The 17,317-nt window shown below is 37.6% G+C and carries 17 protein-coding genes; 12 read left to right on the top strand and 5 right to left on the bottom strand.

What is annotated here, in order from left to right; genetic code table 11:
• Window positions 1-44 precede the first annotated feature (44 nt).
• Window positions 45-542, bottom strand: coding sequence for a GNAT family N-acetyltransferase (locus tag FCR2A7T_RS02845; RefSeq protein WP_023569760.1), 498 nt, complete (start codon window positions 540-542; stop codon window positions 45-47).
• A 137-nt stretch (window positions 543-679) separates the two neighbouring features.
• On the opposite strand from FCR2A7T_RS02845, the gene FCR2A7T_RS02840 reads away from it, so the two are divergent.
• The 3 genes from FCR2A7T_RS02840 (at window position 680) to menD (ending at window position 3,760) form a co-directional block, all read left to right on the top strand.
• The gene (locus FCR2A7T_RS02840; RefSeq protein ID WP_131473137.1) at window positions 680-1,273 is read left to right on the top strand and encodes a hypothetical protein; all 594 of its coding nucleotides are present in this window, start codon (window positions 680-682) and stop codon (window positions 1,271-1,273) included.
• 75 nt (window positions 1,274-1,348) lie between these two features.
• On the top strand, window positions 1,349-2,029 hold the full coding sequence (locus FCR2A7T_RS02835; protein WP_023569758.1) for a hypothetical protein: 681 nt from the start codon (window positions 1,349-1,351) through the stop codon (window positions 2,027-2,029).
• A gap of 78 nt (window positions 2,030-2,107) precedes the next feature.
• Entirely contained in the window at window positions 2,108-3,760 is a 1,653-nt protein-coding gene (gene menD, locus FCR2A7T_RS02830) for a 2-succinyl-5-enolpyruvyl-6-hydroxy-3-cyclohexene-1-carboxylic-acid synthase (protein WP_023569757.1), read from the top strand.
• Between the two features lie 2 nt (window positions 3,761-3,762).
• Here the strand turns inward: menD and FCR2A7T_RS02825 are convergent, their stop codons facing one another.
• Window positions 3,763-5,292 carry a hypothetical protein gene (locus FCR2A7T_RS02825; protein ID WP_023569756.1) on the bottom strand — a complete coding sequence of 510 codons (1,530 nt, stop codon included), beginning with the start codon at window positions 5,290-5,292 and terminating at the stop codon, window positions 3,763-3,765.
• Between the two features lie 112 nt (window positions 5,293-5,404).
• Between FCR2A7T_RS02825 and FCR2A7T_RS02820 the strand changes: the two genes are divergently transcribed.
• Both FCR2A7T_RS02820 and ygiD read left to right on the top strand, forming a co-directional pair.
• Window positions 5,405-6,250 (top strand): CvfB family protein, encoded by an 846-nt coding sequence (locus FCR2A7T_RS02820; RefSeq protein WP_023569755.1) that lies wholly within the window; start codon window positions 5,405-5,407, stop codon window positions 6,248-6,250.
• Window positions 6,251-6,381: 131 nt separating this feature from the next.
• On the top strand, window positions 6,382-7,215 hold the full coding sequence (gene ygiD / locus FCR2A7T_RS02815; protein WP_449267226.1) for a 4,5-DOPA-extradiol-dioxygenase: 834 nt from the start codon (window positions 6,382-6,384) through the stop codon (window positions 7,213-7,215).
• A 113-nt stretch (window positions 7,216-7,328) separates the two neighbouring features.
• Here ygiD and FCR2A7T_RS02810 read toward each other — a convergent pair whose 3' ends face one another.
• From FCR2A7T_RS02810 to FCR2A7T_RS02800, 3 genes are all read right to left on the bottom strand, one after another.
• Complete coding sequence (locus FCR2A7T_RS02810) at window positions 7,329-7,760, bottom strand: PH domain-containing protein (protein WP_023569753.1); 432 nt, start codon at window positions 7,758-7,760, stop codon at window positions 7,329-7,331.
• A gap of 20 nt (window positions 7,761-7,780) precedes the next feature.
• Entirely contained in the window at window positions 7,781-8,971 is a 1,191-nt protein-coding gene (locus FCR2A7T_RS02805) for a serine hydrolase domain-containing protein (protein WP_023569752.1), read from the bottom strand.
• Between the two features lie 332 nt (window positions 8,972-9,303).
• Complete coding sequence (locus FCR2A7T_RS02800; protein ID WP_023569751.1) at window positions 9,304-9,501, bottom strand: hypothetical protein; 198 nt, start codon at window positions 9,499-9,501, stop codon at window positions 9,304-9,306.
• Window positions 9,502-9,707: 206 nt separating this feature from the next.
• On the opposite strand from FCR2A7T_RS02800, the gene FCR2A7T_RS02795 reads away from it, so the two are divergent.
• From FCR2A7T_RS02795 to FCR2A7T_RS02765, 7 genes are all read left to right on the top strand, one after another.
• On the top strand, window positions 9,708-10,547 hold the full coding sequence (locus FCR2A7T_RS02795; RefSeq protein WP_035117146.1) for a 1,4-dihydroxy-2-naphthoyl-CoA synthase: 840 nt from the start codon (window positions 9,708-9,710) through the stop codon (window positions 10,545-10,547).
• A 13-nt stretch (window positions 10,548-10,560) separates the two neighbouring features.
• The gene (locus FCR2A7T_RS02790) at window positions 10,561-11,100 is read left to right on the top strand and encodes a PH domain-containing protein (RefSeq protein ID WP_023569749.1); all 540 of its coding nucleotides are present in this window, start codon (window positions 10,561-10,563) and stop codon (window positions 11,098-11,100) included.
• Window positions 11,093-12,610: a PH domain-containing protein gene (locus tag FCR2A7T_RS02785; protein ID WP_035117107.1), complete on the top strand. Its 1,518-nt coding sequence runs from the start codon at window positions 11,093-11,095 to the stop codon at window positions 12,608-12,610. Before FCR2A7T_RS02790 ends, FCR2A7T_RS02785 begins: the two co-directional genes overlap by 8 nt.
• Before the next feature lie 89 nt (window positions 12,611-12,699).
• The gene (locus tag FCR2A7T_RS02780) at window positions 12,700-13,587 is read left to right on the top strand and encodes a 1,4-dihydroxy-2-naphthoate polyprenyltransferase (RefSeq protein ID WP_023569747.1); all 888 of its coding nucleotides are present in this window, start codon (window positions 12,700-12,702) and stop codon (window positions 13,585-13,587) included.
• A gap of 25 nt (window positions 13,588-13,612) precedes the next feature.
• Entirely contained in the window at window positions 13,613-14,290 is a 678-nt protein-coding gene (locus tag FCR2A7T_RS02775) for a metal-dependent hydrolase (protein ID WP_023569746.1), read from the top strand.
• Window positions 14,291-14,491: 201 nt separating this feature from the next.
• Window positions 14,492-15,538, top strand: a complete 1,047-nt coding sequence (locus tag FCR2A7T_RS02770) for an o-succinylbenzoate synthase (RefSeq protein WP_023569745.1) — start codon at window positions 14,492-14,494, stop codon at window positions 15,536-15,538.
• A gap of 306 nt (window positions 15,539-15,844) precedes the next feature.
• The coding region (locus tag FCR2A7T_RS02765; RefSeq protein WP_131494798.1) for an MBG domain-containing protein at window positions 15,845-17,317 on the top strand (1,473 nt) is incomplete at its 3' end.

The raw sequence follows: 17,317 nt of genomic DNA, 5'->3' as shown, positions 1-17,317 counted from the left end.
TACCATTTTTTTATGCTTGCTGCTAACTACTTATTGTTATCTGGTTATTTCAGAATTAGCTGTACGAAAACCGAATCCAGCCATCTTCCGAATTTAAACCCGGTTTCTTTCAGATGTCCGCTTACTTTAAAGCCCATACGTTCGTGAAACGAAATACTGCCTTTGTTTTCTGAATCGATTACGCCAATCATCGTGTGTAACTGATTTAGTTTTGCCAATTCAATCAATTCTTTCAATAATGTCGAACCTATCCCGTTTCCGGTATAATCCTTATGAACATAGACCGAATGTTCCACCGTAAATTTATAAGCCTCCTTAAATCGAAACGGACCATAAGTTCCGAAACCAACAATTACCCCGTTTTTTTCGGCCACGATAAACGGAAAATTACGCTCGGTTTTTTCGTGAAATAAGGCGTTCTGTAAAGCTAGCGTTCGAGGTTCATAATCGTAAATCGATGTGGAATGCAAAATTTCATGATTGACAATCTCCAAAACGGAAGGCATGTCTTCAACGGTGGCCTGACGTATGATAATGGACATAATTTTGAGTGTTTTGGTTAAATTCACTATATTTATTTCAACGTAAAAAATGAAGGGGCCTGATGAAAATTATAGGAATAACAAAATTATTAATAATTCTTTACTTTATAAATCTTTTCTTATACAGTTTTTTTTCTTTGCTGAATAAAGAAGAAGTAACAGAAATATTTTGGTTTATAAGGGTTCCTATTTTGTTGCTTTTGTATTTTGTAAGTTCAGAAAAAAGAAACATTCTCTATTTTGGCGGACTGATTTTATACCAACTGGCATCGGTATTTTATCGTTTGGAATTACCGCATGCGTTTATTTATGCCACAGTTTTTTCGATGTTGTTTAAACTTTGTCTTGTGCTATTGGTATTGGATCTGGTTCGTAAATCCAATTATAAGGCAATTTGCATCGCCTTTATTCCCTTTTTTGTTATTTACCTCTACATCATTGAATTTGTGGTACATGAGTTGGGAGACAGTTATTACATTTGGATTGTAAACGCTTTACTGACCTCGTTTATCGGCAGTGTGGCAATCATCAATTATGTCAACGAACCAAAGCACAGGAACTATTGGCTGCTGATAAGTTCTGTTTTATTCATCATTCAGATTGGCGCTTTTTTCATTAATAAATTTTACATCAGAAATGAAGGCATTTATCAGATGGTAATTTTGGCCTACGGAATTTCACATTATACCTTCTATAAATTCATGATTTTAAAAGAAATGGAAATGGAGTAGTCTTATTTTATTGATTTTTAACGAATTATGATTTTTAATCGGGGTTGGTTTCGAAAAAAAATCATAACTTTAAGTATGGATTTTCAACGAAAACATACTGTTATTCAAGGTTTTAGTATCTGTTACTTTACAATTATCATACTTTACAGTATCTGTGTTTACTTTGATTTTCAGCCGTTAAAATTCAGCTTAGGCTTTTTAAGGATTCCGGTTTTAATGCTGCTGTACTTTTATGCTTCCAGAGAACGGAATCTTATTTATTTTTCGGCGTTGTTATTTTATCAGATTACTTCCGTTCTTTTTAATGTAAATACCGAAATAGCATTGTTCTGGGCCGTACTCTTCTCAGATGTTTTTCGTTTTTTACTGGTGGTTTTGGTTTTTAAAACCATAGAAGATAAAAGATGGTGCATCACCATTATGACTTCCATACCTTTTCTGATTATTTATTTTTATCTGATTGATTTAATAAAAGATTCTTTGGGAAAAGGTTATATTCCCTGGATTGTCAATGGTTTTTTAACTGCGTATCTGGGCGGATTGGCAGTAACAAATTATGCCTTCAAAGACGACAGGAAAAGTTTTTGGCTGGTATTGAGTGCTTTGCTTTTCGTAATTCAGATTGCTTTGTTTTTCATGAACAAATTCTATTTAAAACAACAGGTTTTCTTGCAGCTTGTCATTTTGCTTTACGGAATTTCACATTACACGTTTTATAAATTTATGATTATTAAAGAAGACGAAGGGATGGAATAACCATTCGATGTAACTTTATATATTTCTGACTTTCCGACTTCCTAATATTTGTATCTTTGTGTCTTACCGATTTTAAAAATGATTTACCCAAAAATACCTTTAGCCCAAAGTTTGCTTGAAATCTGTAACGCTAAAGACATTCATGATATCGTAATTTCTCCAGGATCCAGAAATGCACCTTTAACAATAGGTTTCGCAAGTAATCCCGCATTTCAGTGCTACAGTATTGCCGACGAACGTTGTGCCGCTTTTTTTGCCTTGGGAATCGCGCAACAGAAACAGAAACCTGTTGTCTTAGTCTGTACTTCCGGTTCGGCTTTACTGAATTATTATCCGGCTGTTGCCGAAGCGTTCTACAGTCAGATTCCGTTAATTGTACTATCGGCAGATCGCCCGAAAAGTAAAATCGACATCGGTGACGGTCAAACCATTCGTCAGGAAAACGTATTTGCCAATCATATTTTGTTCAATGCAAATTTACATGAGGATGCTTCGGAAGAAAACGATCTGAAAGTCAACGAAGCAATTGCGATAGCGGTAAACCAAAAAGGTCCGGTACATATTAATGCGCCTTTTGAAGAACCTTTGTATGAAACCGTCAGCGAACTTTCCGTACAACCGTTACTTGTTGAATCAAAGCAGCAGAAAAAGGAAATTCCAGCGCTTGATGTTTTTGTGCAGCTATGGAATTCAGCCAAAAAGAAACTGATTTTGATAGGAGGAAATTATCCGGATGCCATTGATGCTGCTCTGGTGAATCAATTGGCAAATGATGCTTCTGTTGTGGTGATGACCGAAGTAACGTCCAATCTGCATCATCCGAATTTTATTTCCAATATCGATACCCAGATTACTCCGTTTACCGACGATGATTTTAAGGCATTTCAACCCGAAATTCTGATTACATTGGGCGGAATGGTGGTTTCTAAAAGAGTTAAAGCCTTTTTGCGAAAATACCAGCCCAAACAGCATTGGCATATCGATGCACTTCGCGCCTACAATACTTTCGGTTGTCTGACGCATCATTTTGAAACGACTCCGAATGCATTTTTCAGTGTTTTTTTGCCGAAAACTATGGCAATTGAAAGCGATTATCTGCAAAACACATTGAAGGTGAAAGCCTTGCGTAAAATAAAACATGCTGATTATTTAAAAACAATTCCGTTTTCCGACATGAAGGTTTTTGAAACCATCCTTCCTATGCTTCCTGAAAATTGCCAGCTGCAAATCAGTAACAGTTCGCCCATTCGTTATGCGCAGTTATTTGATATTCATCCGAGTATTGAAGTGTTTTGTAACAGAGGAACAAGCGGAATCGACGGCAGTACGACAACCGCAATCGGAGCTGCTTTTGCATCGGGGAAACCAACGATTATGATTACCGGAGACGTAAGTTTCTTTTACGACAGCAACGCGCTTTGGAACAGTTATATTCCGAAAAATTTCAAAATCATTCTGATAAATAATGGCGGTGGCGGGATTTTCAGAATTCTTCCGGGACATCAGGAAACACCGGTTTTCAATACGTTTTTTGAAACCTCACATTCCTTAACTGCGGAACATTTGGCGAAAATGTACGGATTTGAGTATTTCAAAAGTGATGATGAAATTAAATTGCAAACAGCAATGAAGGTATTTTTAGCGGCCGACAAACCTGCAATAATTGAAATTTTTACGCCAACGGAAATCAACAATCAGGTGTTGCTGAAGTACTTTAAAAATCTGGTTTAGTTTTAGTTTGCAAGTTTGTTCAGAAGCACTTTTCCTTCTTCATCAAATACGATAAGCCGCATTTTAACATCGGGTAAGGTTGCTGAAAAAGAATTGTTTTTTGCTAACAAAAAGCTGCGAAACGGTACTTTTTTGGCATAATCGGATGGTTTTTTCAATTCGTCTTCAAAATAAAGCGCAACCTGAACCTGATTGTAATCGGCATTTTTATAGCTGAAAGCTCCTTTTTCGTCTTTGAAATTTAAGTTGTTGATGATGTTATAATCGGTTGCTTCATATTTTTTGGCCAAATATCCGTTTTTTAAAAGCGCAACAGATTCGGTCGCTTTTCGATTGGAATTCAAATGCGTTTGTGAAAACGTCAGCGGATCAATGTTGTATGTTTCTTTAAAAAGCTGTGCCATCCATTTTTTACCATTTATATCCGGTTGTTCCGTAATGTGCGAAATCCCCGCCAATACGATTACTTTGGCAGAAGAGTCTTTCGCAAAAGTATTGTTGTAAAGGTTCTCGGCCTGACCCATTTCACGGTCTTTGGATTTGTCCTGATTTTCATAAGCTACAAACTGAAATCCTAAGGATTGCGCAGTTCGGATGAGCTCGGCAAAATATTGTTCCCTAGTATAAAAACCGGTTTCCATATCCAGTTTTCCACCGTGATTTAAAATACTGTCTTTTTTTTCATCCAGTGTTTCCAATGCAAGGTAGCGGAAACCGGATTTTTTTAATTCGGGTAACAGTTTGGTTAACAGTACTCTGTGATTTGGATAAAAATGATTTTCATTGAACATCACCAGTTTTTCTTTATTGGCCTTTTCGAGAATTTCACGTTTTACATTTTCCAAACCTTTCGTAGCGTGGTTTTTAATCACCGAGGCAATCGTATCATTTATTTTGCTTGGATTCCACTGTTGAATAAGTTCTTCATAAACGCTGTTTTGTCCTAAAAAGGAAGCGTAGGTGAGTTGCATTTGCAGTTTATTCCACTTTTCCTGTTTGGTATACGCCGGAAAATGGGTGAATTCGGTTAGGCCTTTCAAAAACTGATTGGATGATTTATTGGATTCGATTATATCGTAAATCGAAGGAAGCTTTTGCGCATAATTTTCACCTGAAATAATGTTTGCAGACAATTTTTCAAAGTCTTCTTTAGGATTCGATTTATCAAGAGGAATTCCGATGAACGTAAAAGTATGATTACCGATTAAAGTGTCTTTCTGAAATTGATTTTTGCTTTTGAATCTCTTTTTTGAATCGGCTAGAATGTAATATTCATAAATGGGATCGATGTATGTTTTTCCGTAAAGTAAAACGTTATCAAACGGAATTCGATTTTCTTTTAAATGTTTTTTCAGAGAAGGTTTGCTTTTGATGAATTTTACATCACCATACGATTTATGAGAAAATTTCAAACTGTCGTTGATAACAGAACTGTTTTCGTTGATAAAGGTATTCGATTCAAAATACGGACTGATTTTATCGGAACAGCCATACAAAACAATCAGAAGTAAAAAAGATATTGTTTTTCTCATGCACTAAAAGTACTAATTTTCTGCAAAAACGAAATATTGTTACGATTATTGCTTCTTCAAAACAGATGTTAAAACTACTTCGTATCTTTGCCGTTCATAATACAGTGCTGAAATGATCGAAATAGGAAAATACAATACGCTTACAATATTAAGAGATACCAAGGTTGGTTTGTTTTTAGGTAACCCAACGGAAGACCCGGAAGGAACTCACGATGTGCTGTTACCCAACAAATATGTTCCGAACGATTTCCAAATTGGAGATGAAATTACGGTTTTCATTTATCTCGATCATGAAGAGCGACCGGTTGCCACTACTTTAGAACCCTATATTTTTCTGAATGAGTTTGCGTTATTGCGCGTAAATTATGTAAACCAGATTGGTGCGTTTATGAATTGGGGAATGGAAAAAGATCTTCTGGTACCTTTCAAGGAGCAGGCCCGCCCGATGGAGCAGGGGAAACGTTACCTGGTGTACATGTACATGGATGAGAAAACCAATCGTTTGGTGGCTTCCAGTAAATTGAACCAGTTTTTAAATAACGATGTTATCACGGTTGAAGTAGGCGAGGAAGTCGATCTAATCGTTTCCCACATTACCGATTTGGGTATCAACGTTATCATCAACGAAAAACACAAAGGATTACTCTATAAAAACGAAGTGTACGATGATTTGCGTACCGGCGACCGTATTGTAGGTTTCATTAAAAACATCCGCCCCGACGGTAAAATTGATGTTTCTACCCGTAAATTAGGTTTCGAGAGCATCGAACCAAGTTCACAGGTAATTTTAGACGAACTGAAAGCCAGCAGAGGTTTTCTGCGTTTAAATGACGATTCGCATCCGGAAGACATCAAAACCGTTTTAAAGATGAGTAAAAAAACGTTTAAGAAAGCCATTGGATTGCTGTACAAACAAAAACTCATCGATATCAAAGACGACGGAATTCATTTGTTGTAAATCAATTACTTATTGTTAAAAAAGCCTAAATTTATTTTTAAATTGGTTTTTATTCATACATTTGTATATACAATTATTGTATAGATATGAAAAGATCGGATTTTATCAAAACTATATTAGGAGGAGCAGCTATGGCAAGTTTACAACCGTTTTACAATTGGACTAAAGATTTAACAGAAGAAGATATAAAACTTCCGGTGTTGTTTATCGGACACGGTTCGCCCATGAATGGGATTGAAGACAATCAGTTCTCACAAACCTGGCGAAAAATGGGAATGGAAATACAAAAACCCAAAGCGGTTTTGGTAATTTCAGCGCATTGGTTAACCCGAGGCACTCACATCACGGCAATGAACAATCCGAAAACGATTCACGATTTTGGTGGTTTTCCACAGGAATTATTTAACGTACAATATCCGGCACCCGGAAATCCGGAATTGGCACAAGCTACAAAACAATTGATTACCACAACTGATGTTGGTTTGGATCACGATTGGGGTCTGGACCACGGCACCTGGACGGTGGTTCGCCATATGTATCCCGATGCTGACATTCCGGTATTACAGTTAAGTATCGATTACAGTAAACCCCCGCAATATCATTACGATTTGGCGAAACAATTGGCCGCACTTCGTAAAAAAGGAGTGTTAATCATTGGAAGTGGTAACATGGTTCATAATTTACGAATGGTGGCATGGGATAAACTGAGCGAACCGGAATACGGTTTTGATTGGGCCAACGAAATGAATACCATTTTCAAAGCTAAAATTACCGACGGAAATCACAAAGCATTAATCGATTACGAAACCTTGGATAAAGCAGCCAAATTAGCGATTCCGACACCGGATCATTATTATCCGATGCTTTACAATCTTGCGTTACAGGATGCTAAAGACGATATCAGTTTCTTTAATGATAAAGCGGTTGGAGGTTCTTTGACGATGACTTCGGTGAAAATCGGGTAAACGGAACGCGATTAAATCGAACGTGGATAATACGGATGCTGGCAACGCGGATTTTTACGGATTTCTCGAATAAATCTTTGCAAACCTTGCGTTAAACTTTGCGCTCTTTTCGGTTACTTTAACTGAATATTTGGGTTGATTTTCAACAATTCGGCTATGAAATCTTCTTTGTTTTTAGGAGAAATGTAAATATCATCGAATCGGTTATAGGTTATTGTCAAACCATAACTGCCAAGTGCCGGTTTCAGAATCGAAGTCACATACCAGGTTTTTACACTTTCAATTTTATTGATTTTTAAGATATCGATTTTTCCCCGTATCGGTCCTGAACAGTAATAAAGTTTATTTTCCTTGATTTTATATTTGGTATCGAAAACTATCCATAAAAATAAACAATCAATTAATCCTAATAGAATCATTATAGGTATGGGCATTCCTTCAATGCTCTCATTTTCAATGATAAAAAATAAAGCAATTGTCCCAAAAACAAAAAGAACTAAAATCGTAATAAAGATATAGCTTTGCGTTGAAGGATAGGTTTTCATGGGTAAATTAAGCACTTTTATTATTCCGCTCCAATCACCGCATCCTTAAATTTGAATGGATAATCACCAAAATGCGGTGCCAGTTTCTTAGTCTGATACGTTTTATGGGTGTATTTGTTCGAAAGCGAAATAATGGTCACATTTTCTTTACGCAACGTCACTAACGAAGACGTGTTTCCATGCCACCAGCCATTATGGAAGAAGTAAGTTTGACCGGTTTCAAATTCCATCATTCGGATGCCTAAACCATAATTGCGTTGTCCCTTGGTCTCGTAGCTGTAGCCTTTGAACATTTCAGCTTTCATTTTATTACTTAAGAATTCATCTGAATAGGTCGCGGTTTCAAATTTCAGTAAGTCTCTCGGAGTCGAATAGATGTTTTTATCGCCATACACCTGATCCAAAAATTCAAAGGCTAAACGCAGATAATTGTTTTTGTAAGACTGACTCACTTCGTCTTTCTTTTCCAGATTGTCGAAAACGAAAGTGTTTTTCATTCCCAAAGGTTCGAAAATCATTTCTTTCATAACATCGGCATATTTTTTACCGGTAACTTTTTCGATAATTAAAGCCAATAAAGCATAATTGGTATTGCAATATCCAAAACGCGTGCCTGGTTTCGATTCCAATCCGATTGGTTTTGTCGCTAAAAGATCCAAGACATCTTGGTTGGTAAGTGTTTTATGTTTGTCCCAAACGCCTTTGTCGTCTGTAAAATAGGCGTAATTACGCAACCCGCTTCGGTGGTTCAATAGCATACGAACAGAGGTTTCCTCATGTGGGAAAGTCGGCAAATACGTTTTTACGGATTTATCCAGTTCGATTTCGCCTTCATCCACCAGTTTTAAAACGCAAACGGCTGTCAGCATTTTACTTACTGATGCAATGTGAATGGGTTTCTCGGCAGTAATTTTATCGCCTTTTTCCTTGTAAGCGAAACCGCTGTAATTTTCATAAATAATCTGACCGTTTTTAGCGACCAGAAAACCACCGCTAAAGTCTTTCGGATTATAGTATTTGTTGTAGAAATTTTCTACATAGGTTTTGTTTTCGGACGTGAATTTTGGACTCAATTTCGGAAAACTTACTTCGTATTTATCGGCTAAAAGAACGGTGTCGTTCGAGTCGTTTCCGTTTTTTCCGGATTTGTCTTTATTGCAGCTTAAAAATAGAAATAGTGAAAGTATAGGGATATATCTTGAAATTCTCATTGTAAATTTTGGTAAAAAGCAAATATAATTAACCAATATTGTTTTCAAAATGCTGAAGCGAAATAATTTCTGTTAAAATTCACAATTGCTTTATATGTATGGATTTGGAGAATAAGAATTGGCCATAAAAAAAGGCTAACCTTTCGATTAGCCTTCATTATTTTTACATTAAAAAATAAATTTCTGACAATCAGATCAGCTGAAAAATAGCACTGAACACCAATTGCCTTAAAATTTCTTTGTCTTTAAATGGATAGCCAAAACCTCATTTCATTAATCCAATATTCGCTTCATTACCTGTGGTATCCTAAAATAACTTAAAAGAAATTGACTTATTTTTTTGTCAATGTATCTTTCGCTGCTTCCATAGGTGCTACTTCATCAGTCTTAATGCTGTCAGTTGCAACAGAATCCACTTGCTCTTCCATTACTGTTTCAGTTGTTTCTTCAGGTTTAACTTCAGAATTATTTTTACAACTTGCAAAAAATACTACAGACAAAAGAGCGACAAAAATTACAGATTTTTTCAAAGAATAACGTTTTTAATTAATAAATCAGTGAACCAACTTCTTGATAAAGAAGTAGTTAAATTTACAAAAAATACAATTCAAATCATAAAGGAAGCCCAATGATTTTTGTTAAAGTTTTGATTGCCTGTTTTTAACCTTTTTTGTTGCCGTTTGATTACCGTGAACCGCTCAAATTGTTTTATTTTTACATTTTAAATTTGAAAAATATGAGCAAAATCAATTGGCAGACTGTAAAAGAGTTTGAAGATATCACCTATAAAAAATGCGATGGCGTAGCTCGAATCGCCTTTAACCGCCCGGATGTGCGCAACGCGTTCCGTCCAAAAACCACAAAAGAATTATTGGAAGCCTTTCACGATGCGCACGAAGATACTTCTATCGGAGTGGTTTTGCTTTCTGCTGAAGGACCTTCAACGAAAGACGGCATTTGGGCGTTTTGCAGCGGCGGCGATCAGAAAGCCAGAGGAAAACAAGGTTACGTGGGCGACGATGGTTACCACCGATTAAATATTTTAGAAGTACAACGATTAATCCGTTTCATGCCAAAAGCCGTTATTGCCGTTGTTCCGGGATGGGCTGTTGGGGGCGGACACAGTTTACACGTGGTTTGTGATTTAACACTAGCCAGTAAAGAACACGCGATTTTCAAACAAACCGATGCGGATGTAACGAGTTTCGACGGCGGTTACGGTTCGGCGTATTTAGCAAAAATGGTCGGACAGAAAAAAGCCCGCGAGATTTTCTTTTTAGGCAGAAACTATTCGGCACAAGAGGCTTACGATATGGGCATGGTAAACGCCGTAATTCCACATGAAGAACTGGAAGATACTGCGTACCAATGGGCACAGGAAATTCTTGAAAAATCGCCAATTTCCATCAAAATGCTGAAATTCGCTATGAATTTAACCGATGACGGCATGGTAGGACAACAGGTTTTTGCAGGTGAAGCAACACGTTTAGCCTACATGTCAGACGAAGCAATCGAAGGTCGTAACGCGTTCCTTGAGAAACGTAAACCGAATTTTGAGAAAAAATATATTCCTTAATCAGAAGTAATTGATGCAAGATTTTACCAACGAAACGATTAACATAGCGGAGCTTCCCAAATTTGAGGAAGTTCAGTTTCAGCCTTTGCACAAGGATTACTGGAAAATAATACTGATTGGTAATTTTATTTTACTGCTGATCTTACTGTTAGCTGCCGGATTTTTGCTTGTTTTCGCAGAAGAAAGACGTGAGAACTGGTATTTTTTTCCAATAGTAATTATCATTGTGTTTTTGCTGTCGGTCGTTTTGGGAAGAATCAGTTTTAAAAAACGAGGGTATGCTTTTCGTCAGCACGATGTTTTGTATCGAAGCGGAATTATATCCGAAACCACTACAATCATTCCGTATAGCAGAATTCAGCATGTGGCTTTGCATGAAGGTGTAATTTCAAGAATGTTTGGTTTGGCTTCCGTGGAAATTTTTACTGCAGGCGGTGGCGACAGCGATATCGAAATTCCTGGAATCGAAAAAGAAAAAGCGCAAAGTCTCAAGCAATTGTTGTTGACAAAACTTTCAATGGAAATGGCTAATTCTACTTTGGAAAATGAGTAGTGTATCCGATTTTAATCAACCGCAAAGGCAATCCTTAATTGGCGTTCTGGTGATGTTTACCGACACGTTCCAGAAAATTGCACGTGGTTTGTGGCCTATTCTGGTGGTTTGGATTTTCAAATTCAACGAACTGAATAAGCTGTATGTTGGTTTGGGGGTGATTGGAATTGTGTCTGTTGTCGGAATCATTGCTTACCTGCAATATCTGAATTTCACATTTTACATTGATGAGGAAAACGACGAATTCATCATCAATAAAGGAGTACTGAATAAGTCCAAAATAGCAATTCAGCTGCATAAAATACAACAGGTAAATATCAATCAGTCGTTAGTTCAGAAAATTATCGGAGTTCACGCACTCGATGTCGACACGGCCGGAAGCCACAAAAAGGAAGTTTCCATTCGAGCTATTTCGCATGATTTGGCAATTGCTTTAAAAACAAAATTGCTTAGTGAGGCAAAGTCGGCTTCCGTAACGAACGAAATTACTGAAATGGTTGCCTCTGAAAAAGATGAACCGTTCATCGCTATCAGTTTTCTGAGTCTGATTAAAATCGGAATTACGTCCAATTATGTACGCAGTTTCGGTTTATTGTTGGCCTTTTTCTTTACGATTTATGAGAATGTACAAAACCTGATGCGTAATTCGGATGCATTGGATAATGTCGATCAGAAAATCGGTACTTATATCAATGAAAGCGTAGCGATGTATTCGGCCATGTTATTCATCGGTACTATTTTTTTGGTAATCATGATTATCAATTTGGTACGAACGCTTGTTAAGTATTTCGATTTCAAAATTGCAAAACAAAATCGTTCGTTATTGCTTTCTTTCGGATTGCTGAATACCAAAAATACCATCATCAAACCGGAAAAAGTGCAGATTGTGGCGTTAAGTCAGAATTGGCTGCAAAAGAAAATGGACGTGCTGAATTTCAAAATCAAACAAGCTTCCGGAAGCGAATCGGAAAAGGAAAGTAAAAAATCAGCCATTGAAATTCCGGGTTGTAATGCCATCGAAAAAGACCAGATTCTCAAATTATTATTTGCAGAATTTCCTCAAAAAGGAACCATGTTTAAACCTAATTTGCGAAAATTACTGTTTCCAACGCTGTTTCTGATTGTAATTCCGGTTTCGGCATTATTACTTTATGGGTTTAATGTTGATAACAAGATTTTTGAGTATATCTTTTTCTTACCGGCCTATCTGATTTTTGTTGGTTTGCTGTTGTTTTTCAGTTTCAGAAATTACCGTTTGTTCGTTAACCAAAAGTATATTATCAAGCAAAGTGGTGCTTGGGATATTGATAATGAAATCATTGAACCGCATAAAATTCAGGCGATTAAAGTGAGTCAGTTTTTCTGGCATAAACCGGCAAACATTGGCAGTGTTACAATTGCAACTGCCGGAGGTACTATTTCGTTTCATTTGGGGAATTTTACTAAGGTTAAAGAATTGGTCAATTTGTGGTTGTATCAGGTGGAAACTACGGAGAAAAACTGGATGTAAATTAGTGGTCAGTAATTAGTGATTTGATGATGATTTTAAAATTTTAATGCTATATAAAAATCGGATTTTCCGGTGTTAAAGAATTTAGAATGAAAAAATGGATAGAAGCCGCAAGGCTCAGAACGTTACCGTTGTCGGTTTCGGGAATAATAGTAGGAAGCAGTTATGCTTATTATCAGGGATTTGAAAACTGGAAAATCTTGGTTTTGGCATTGCTGACAACGCTTGGTTTTCAGGTGCTTTCCAATTTTGCAAACGATTATGGCGACGGTGTAAAAGGAACCGATAACGAAAACAGAGTAGGGCCACAACGTGCGATTCAAAGCGGCGCTATTACGGTTCAGGAAATGAAAAAAGGAATAATCATTACGGCTTTGTTGTCATTGCTTTCGGCGGTTTCATTGATTTATGTATCCTTCGGAAGCGAAAATTTTCTGTATTCACTTTTGTTTTTTGTATTGGGAATTGCTTCCATTGTAGCGGCCATTAAATACACGGTAGGAAAAGGCGCTTATGGTTACAGCGGCTTTGGCGATGTTTTCGTGTTTGTTTTCTTCGGATGGGTTAGTGTTTTGGGATCAAATTTCCTTTTCACCAAACAATTCGACTGGTTTTTAGTACTGCCTGCAACGGCAATCGGATTGTTAAGTGTAGCGGTGCTGAATTTAAACAACATGCGCGATATCGAAAACGATAAAAATTCGGGTAAGAATACCATAGTGGTGAAAATGGGATTGAAAAATGCCAAAGGTTACCATTATTTTATCGTTTGTACTGCGATTCTTTTAATGGTTGCTTTCTCAGTTATAGTTGAGGTTTCGGTATTTCCGCCTTTGTTCCTGACAATATTGATGTTACGTCATTTAAAAACCGTTTATAAAGCGGAAACTTACAAGGATTTCGATCCGGAGTTAAAAAAAGTGGCTTTGGGAACCTTTGCCTTAGCCATCTTATTCCTTGTTTTTTTAGTAATTTAGAGTTATAAGTTTAAAACACACTATCATGAAAATCACATTTTACGGTCACGCCTGTGTCGGAATTGAAGTCAGCGGTAAACACATTTTAGTTGACCCGTTCATTACCGGAAACCCAGCCGCTTCCCATATCGATATCAATACTTTAAAAGCCGATTACATTTTGGTAACGCACGCGCACCAAGATCACGTTTTAGACGTCGAAGCCATTGCAAAACGTACCAATGCCGTGGTGGTTTCCAATTATGAAATCGCGATGCATTTCGGTCATAAAGGTTTGCAATACCACCCAATGAACCACGGCGGAAGCTGGAAATTCGACTTCGGAACCGTAAAATATGTACCGGCAATTCACACGAGTTCCTTCGCAGATGGAAGTTACGGCGGACAGCCGGGCGGATTCGTAATCGAAGGCGAACACAAAAACATCTACATCGCCGGTGATACGGCTTTAACGATGGATATGAAACTCATCCCAATGCGCACCAAACTCGATTTAGCGATTTTACCCATTGGTAGCAATTTTACAATGGACGTAGACGATGCCATCATTGCGTCTGATTTTCTGGATTGCGACAAAGTGTTGGGCTACCACTACGACACGTTCGGATTTATCGTAATCAACCACGAGGAAGCCATTAAAAAGTTCTTCGATAAAGGAAAAGATTTGATGCTGCTGGAAATTGGAGCGTCCATCGAATTATAATTTTTGGAGCAAAAGGCTTGGCTTTTTTTGTCGTCCCTATTCCCGCTTTCGGCTATATCTTTTTGCGGCTTCGAGAGCCTCAGCCACCAAAAGGATATCGCCTCAAATGCAAAGCATTCACTGAACTCCTATGAAAATAATAGTCTAGTGAAGTAATCGGGGCTAGGGGAGAAACCATTTTTATTTCTGTAAAGTTTTGTAATGATTAAAGCAAGTTATCAACAATACGTACTCAATTTCAAACGCCCATCGGGTACGTCGCGCGGCGTTTTAACCGAAAAGGAAACCTGGTTTATTATTCTGGAAAAAGAAGATAAAAAGGGAATCGGCGAATGCGGCATCTTACGAACGTTAAGTATTGATGACCGACCGGATTATGAAGAAAAACTACAATGGGTTTGTGAAAACATCCATTTGGGAAAAGACAAACTTTGGGAAATGTTACTCGAATTTCCATCCATCCAATTCGGAATCGAGCAGGCATTTTTATCGTTAGAATCTGAAAATCCGTTGCTATTATTTCCTTCGGAATTTACTAATGGTCAAAAAAGTATTTTCATAAATGGTTTGGTTTGGATGGGCGACGAAGCGTTTATGAAGCAGCAAATTGATGAAAAATTAGCGAGCGGATTCAAGTGTATTAAACTCAAAATCGGCGCCATCGATTTTCAGAAAGAATTGGATTTACTGCGTTTTATCCGAAGCAATTTTGATGCAGAAACCATAGAAATCCGTGTCGATGCAAATGGTGCTTTTGGTTTAAATTCAGCTTTAGATAAATTAAATCAACTAACTGGTTTTGAGTTACATAGTATTGAACAGCCAATAGCAAAAAACAATACTGACAGAATGGCGGAATTGTGCAGATTGACACCTTTCCCAATCGCTTTGGATGAAGAGTTAATCGGTGTATTTTCATTGGCAGAAAAAGAAGCGCTGCTTGAAAAAATTAAACCCCAATACATCATTTTAAAACCAAGTTTGGTTGGAGGTTTTCGCGGTACAAAAGAGTGGATTGACTTAGCTGAAAAACACAATATCGGTTGGTGGATCACTTCGGCTTTGGAAAGCAACATCGGTTTAAATGCCATTGCCCAATGGACCTACACGCTTAAAAATTCAATGCCGCAGGGTTTGGGTACCGGAGCATTATATACCAATAATTTCGATTGTCCTTTAGAAGTTGATAAGGGGCAATTATGGTATCGGAAAAATTTAAAATGGGATATTTCTCCTTTACAATTTTAATCTCCGTAAAAATTAAGAAACTGCTTTACGTGGTTTTTTTTATTCCTTTTGTCGAATAAGTAACGCTTTGTTGAGGTTACCACAAATCATAGTTATAAATTAGTCTTCAGTTTCAATAGAACTTCAATTGTTTAAGATTGCTTAAATACCACAACAAAGCACTTAAACTTCCAATGCAATTTCCCTCAGAGTAATTTTAGGATTAAATGGAAGAAATATATTCCGTTTGATTCCACAGATGTTATTTTTCTATGGCATTCCGTCATGGATCAGTATATAAATTATTGTTTAAAAAATACTCTTACTATGGAAACATCATTACTAAAAAAAGGGTTCTGGAGTAATTTAATACTCCTCTCGAGTTTGTTACTTATTACGTTGACGTTTGGTTACTCAAAATTGCCGACAAATTTCAAGGCAGATAAATCTACTTTAGCAAGTATCTCTTCAGACAAAGCGGATTATCAGCCAGGTGATACTTTGCGATTGTCGGGCACAGGTTTTTTGCCTGGAGAAACGGTAACGCTACATTTCGATGAAACGCCAACCGTTTGTCCTAATGGACACAACAGGTCAACTGTTGCCGACAGTAACGGGAATATTTTTTATGATCAGTTCTATTTTAACATCAATCATGTTGGGGTTGCTTTTGTGGTAACGGCAACCGGACAATCTTCCGGAATTATTGCCCAGACAACCTTTACCGACGCGAATACGGCATTAACAAGTCCATCGCCAACAACAGTGGCTTATGGTTCTACCATCACTGTTTCGAGTACTTTAAAACAACAGGGAGGTAGTGCAGGATGTGCTTTGTGTGTGGGGAACGGTAATCCAATTCCAAATAGAACGTTAACGTTTAGTGTTAATGGCGGTACTTCCTTAGGAAGCGGTGTTACCAATGGTTCAGGAGTGGGATCTTCAACGGCAGTTATTGCACTTAATGTGGGCGCTTATAACGGTGGTAACGGATTGAAAGTGAGCTTTGCAGGCGATAGTACGCCCTATGCAGCGCAATCAGCAACAGTTAATTTTACGGTTACAAAGGCAACGAGTTCGATTTCGGCCGTTTCCGGAAGCGGGATTTACGGTTCAAGTGCTACATTAACCGCAACTGTAAATTTGAATGTTGCCGGTATACCAATTAATTTTTCTTTGGATGGTACTTCAGTTGGAAGTGCAAATACAAATGCTTCAGGTGTGGCTACATTAGTCGTTCCTTTTGCTTCAATACCTTCATCGGTTAGAGGTGCTAACACATGGGCAGGTAAAGTTGTCGCTGGTATCGCTAATACAGCCAATTATTCGGCAACGAATGCGGCGGGTAATCTGGTGATAAGTAAATTAGATATTACAGGTGCGTTTACGGCATCCAATAAAATATATAACGGAGATAATTCTGCTTCTGTTCTTACACGATCTTTGAATGGTGTTTTAGCGGGAGATACTTCTAATGTTAGTCTGTTAGGAGGAACTGCAAGTTTTGCAGACGCTAACGTAGGTGCTGCTAAAGTAGTTGCACTTGTTGGTGCTAGTCTTGCTGGTAGTGCAGTAGGAAATTATAATCTGACTTCGGTTTCCACAACAACGGCCAATATTGTGGCTAGACCAATTACTGTTACCGCCGATGCGAAATCAAAAACGTATGGAGATTCTGACCCGACTTTTACCTATCAGCTTAGTGAAACTTTGATTGCAGGAAATGCTTTCAGCGGAAGTTTGTCCCGTGTTGCAGGTGAAAATGTCGGACCTTACGGCATTACGCAAGGCAGTTTAACA

This window comes from Flavobacterium cauense R2A-7 (assembly GCF_000498475.1).
Taxonomy (GTDB): Bacteria; Bacteroidota; Bacteroidia; order Flavobacteriales; family Flavobacteriaceae; genus Flavobacterium; species Flavobacterium cauense.
This window is presented reverse-complemented; position numbering and strand designations above follow the sequence as displayed.

Coding starts and splice junctions, on each gene's coding strand:
- FCR2A7T_RS02845 (WP_023569760.1), bottom strand. CDS start 542: ATGTCCATTATCATACGTCAGGCCACCGTTGAAGACATGCCTTCCGTT.
- FCR2A7T_RS02835 (WP_023569758.1), top strand. CDS start 1,349: ATGGATTTTCAACGAAAACATACTGTTATTCAAGGTTTTAGTATCTGT.
- menD (WP_023569757.1), top strand. CDS start 2,108: ATGATTTACCCAAAAATACCTTTAGCCCAAAGTTTGCTTGAAATCTGT.
- FCR2A7T_RS02825 (WP_023569756.1), bottom strand. CDS start 5,292: ATGAGAAAAACAATATCTTTTTTACTTCTGATTGTTTTGTATGGCTGT.
- FCR2A7T_RS02820 (WP_023569755.1), top strand. CDS start 5,405: ATGATCGAAATAGGAAAATACAATACGCTTACAATATTAAGAGATACC.
- ygiD (WP_449267226.1), top strand. CDS start 6,382: ATGGCAAGTTTACAACCGTTTTACAATTGGACTAAAGATTTAACAGAA.
- FCR2A7T_RS02810 (WP_023569753.1), bottom strand. CDS start 7,760: ATGAAAACCTATCCTTCAACGCAAAGCTATATCTTTATTACGATTTTA.
- FCR2A7T_RS02805 (WP_023569752.1), bottom strand. CDS start 8,971: ATGAGAATTTCAAGATATATCCCTATACTTTCACTATTTCTATTTTTA.
- FCR2A7T_RS02795 (WP_035117146.1), top strand. CDS start 9,708: ATGAGCAAAATCAATTGGCAGACTGTAAAAGAGTTTGAAGATATCACC.
- FCR2A7T_RS02790 (WP_023569749.1), top strand. CDS start 10,561: ATGCAAGATTTTACCAACGAAACGATTAACATAGCGGAGCTTCCCAAA.
- FCR2A7T_RS02785 (WP_035117107.1), top strand. CDS start 11,093: ATGAGTAGTGTATCCGATTTTAATCAACCGCAAAGGCAATCCTTAATT.
- FCR2A7T_RS02780 (WP_023569747.1), top strand. CDS start 12,700: ATGAAAAAATGGATAGAAGCCGCAAGGCTCAGAACGTTACCGTTGTCG.
- FCR2A7T_RS02775 (WP_023569746.1), top strand. CDS start 13,613: ATGAAAATCACATTTTACGGTCACGCCTGTGTCGGAATTGAAGTCAGC.
- FCR2A7T_RS02770 (WP_023569745.1), top strand. CDS start 14,492: ATGATTAAAGCAAGTTATCAACAATACGTACTCAATTTCAAACGCCCA.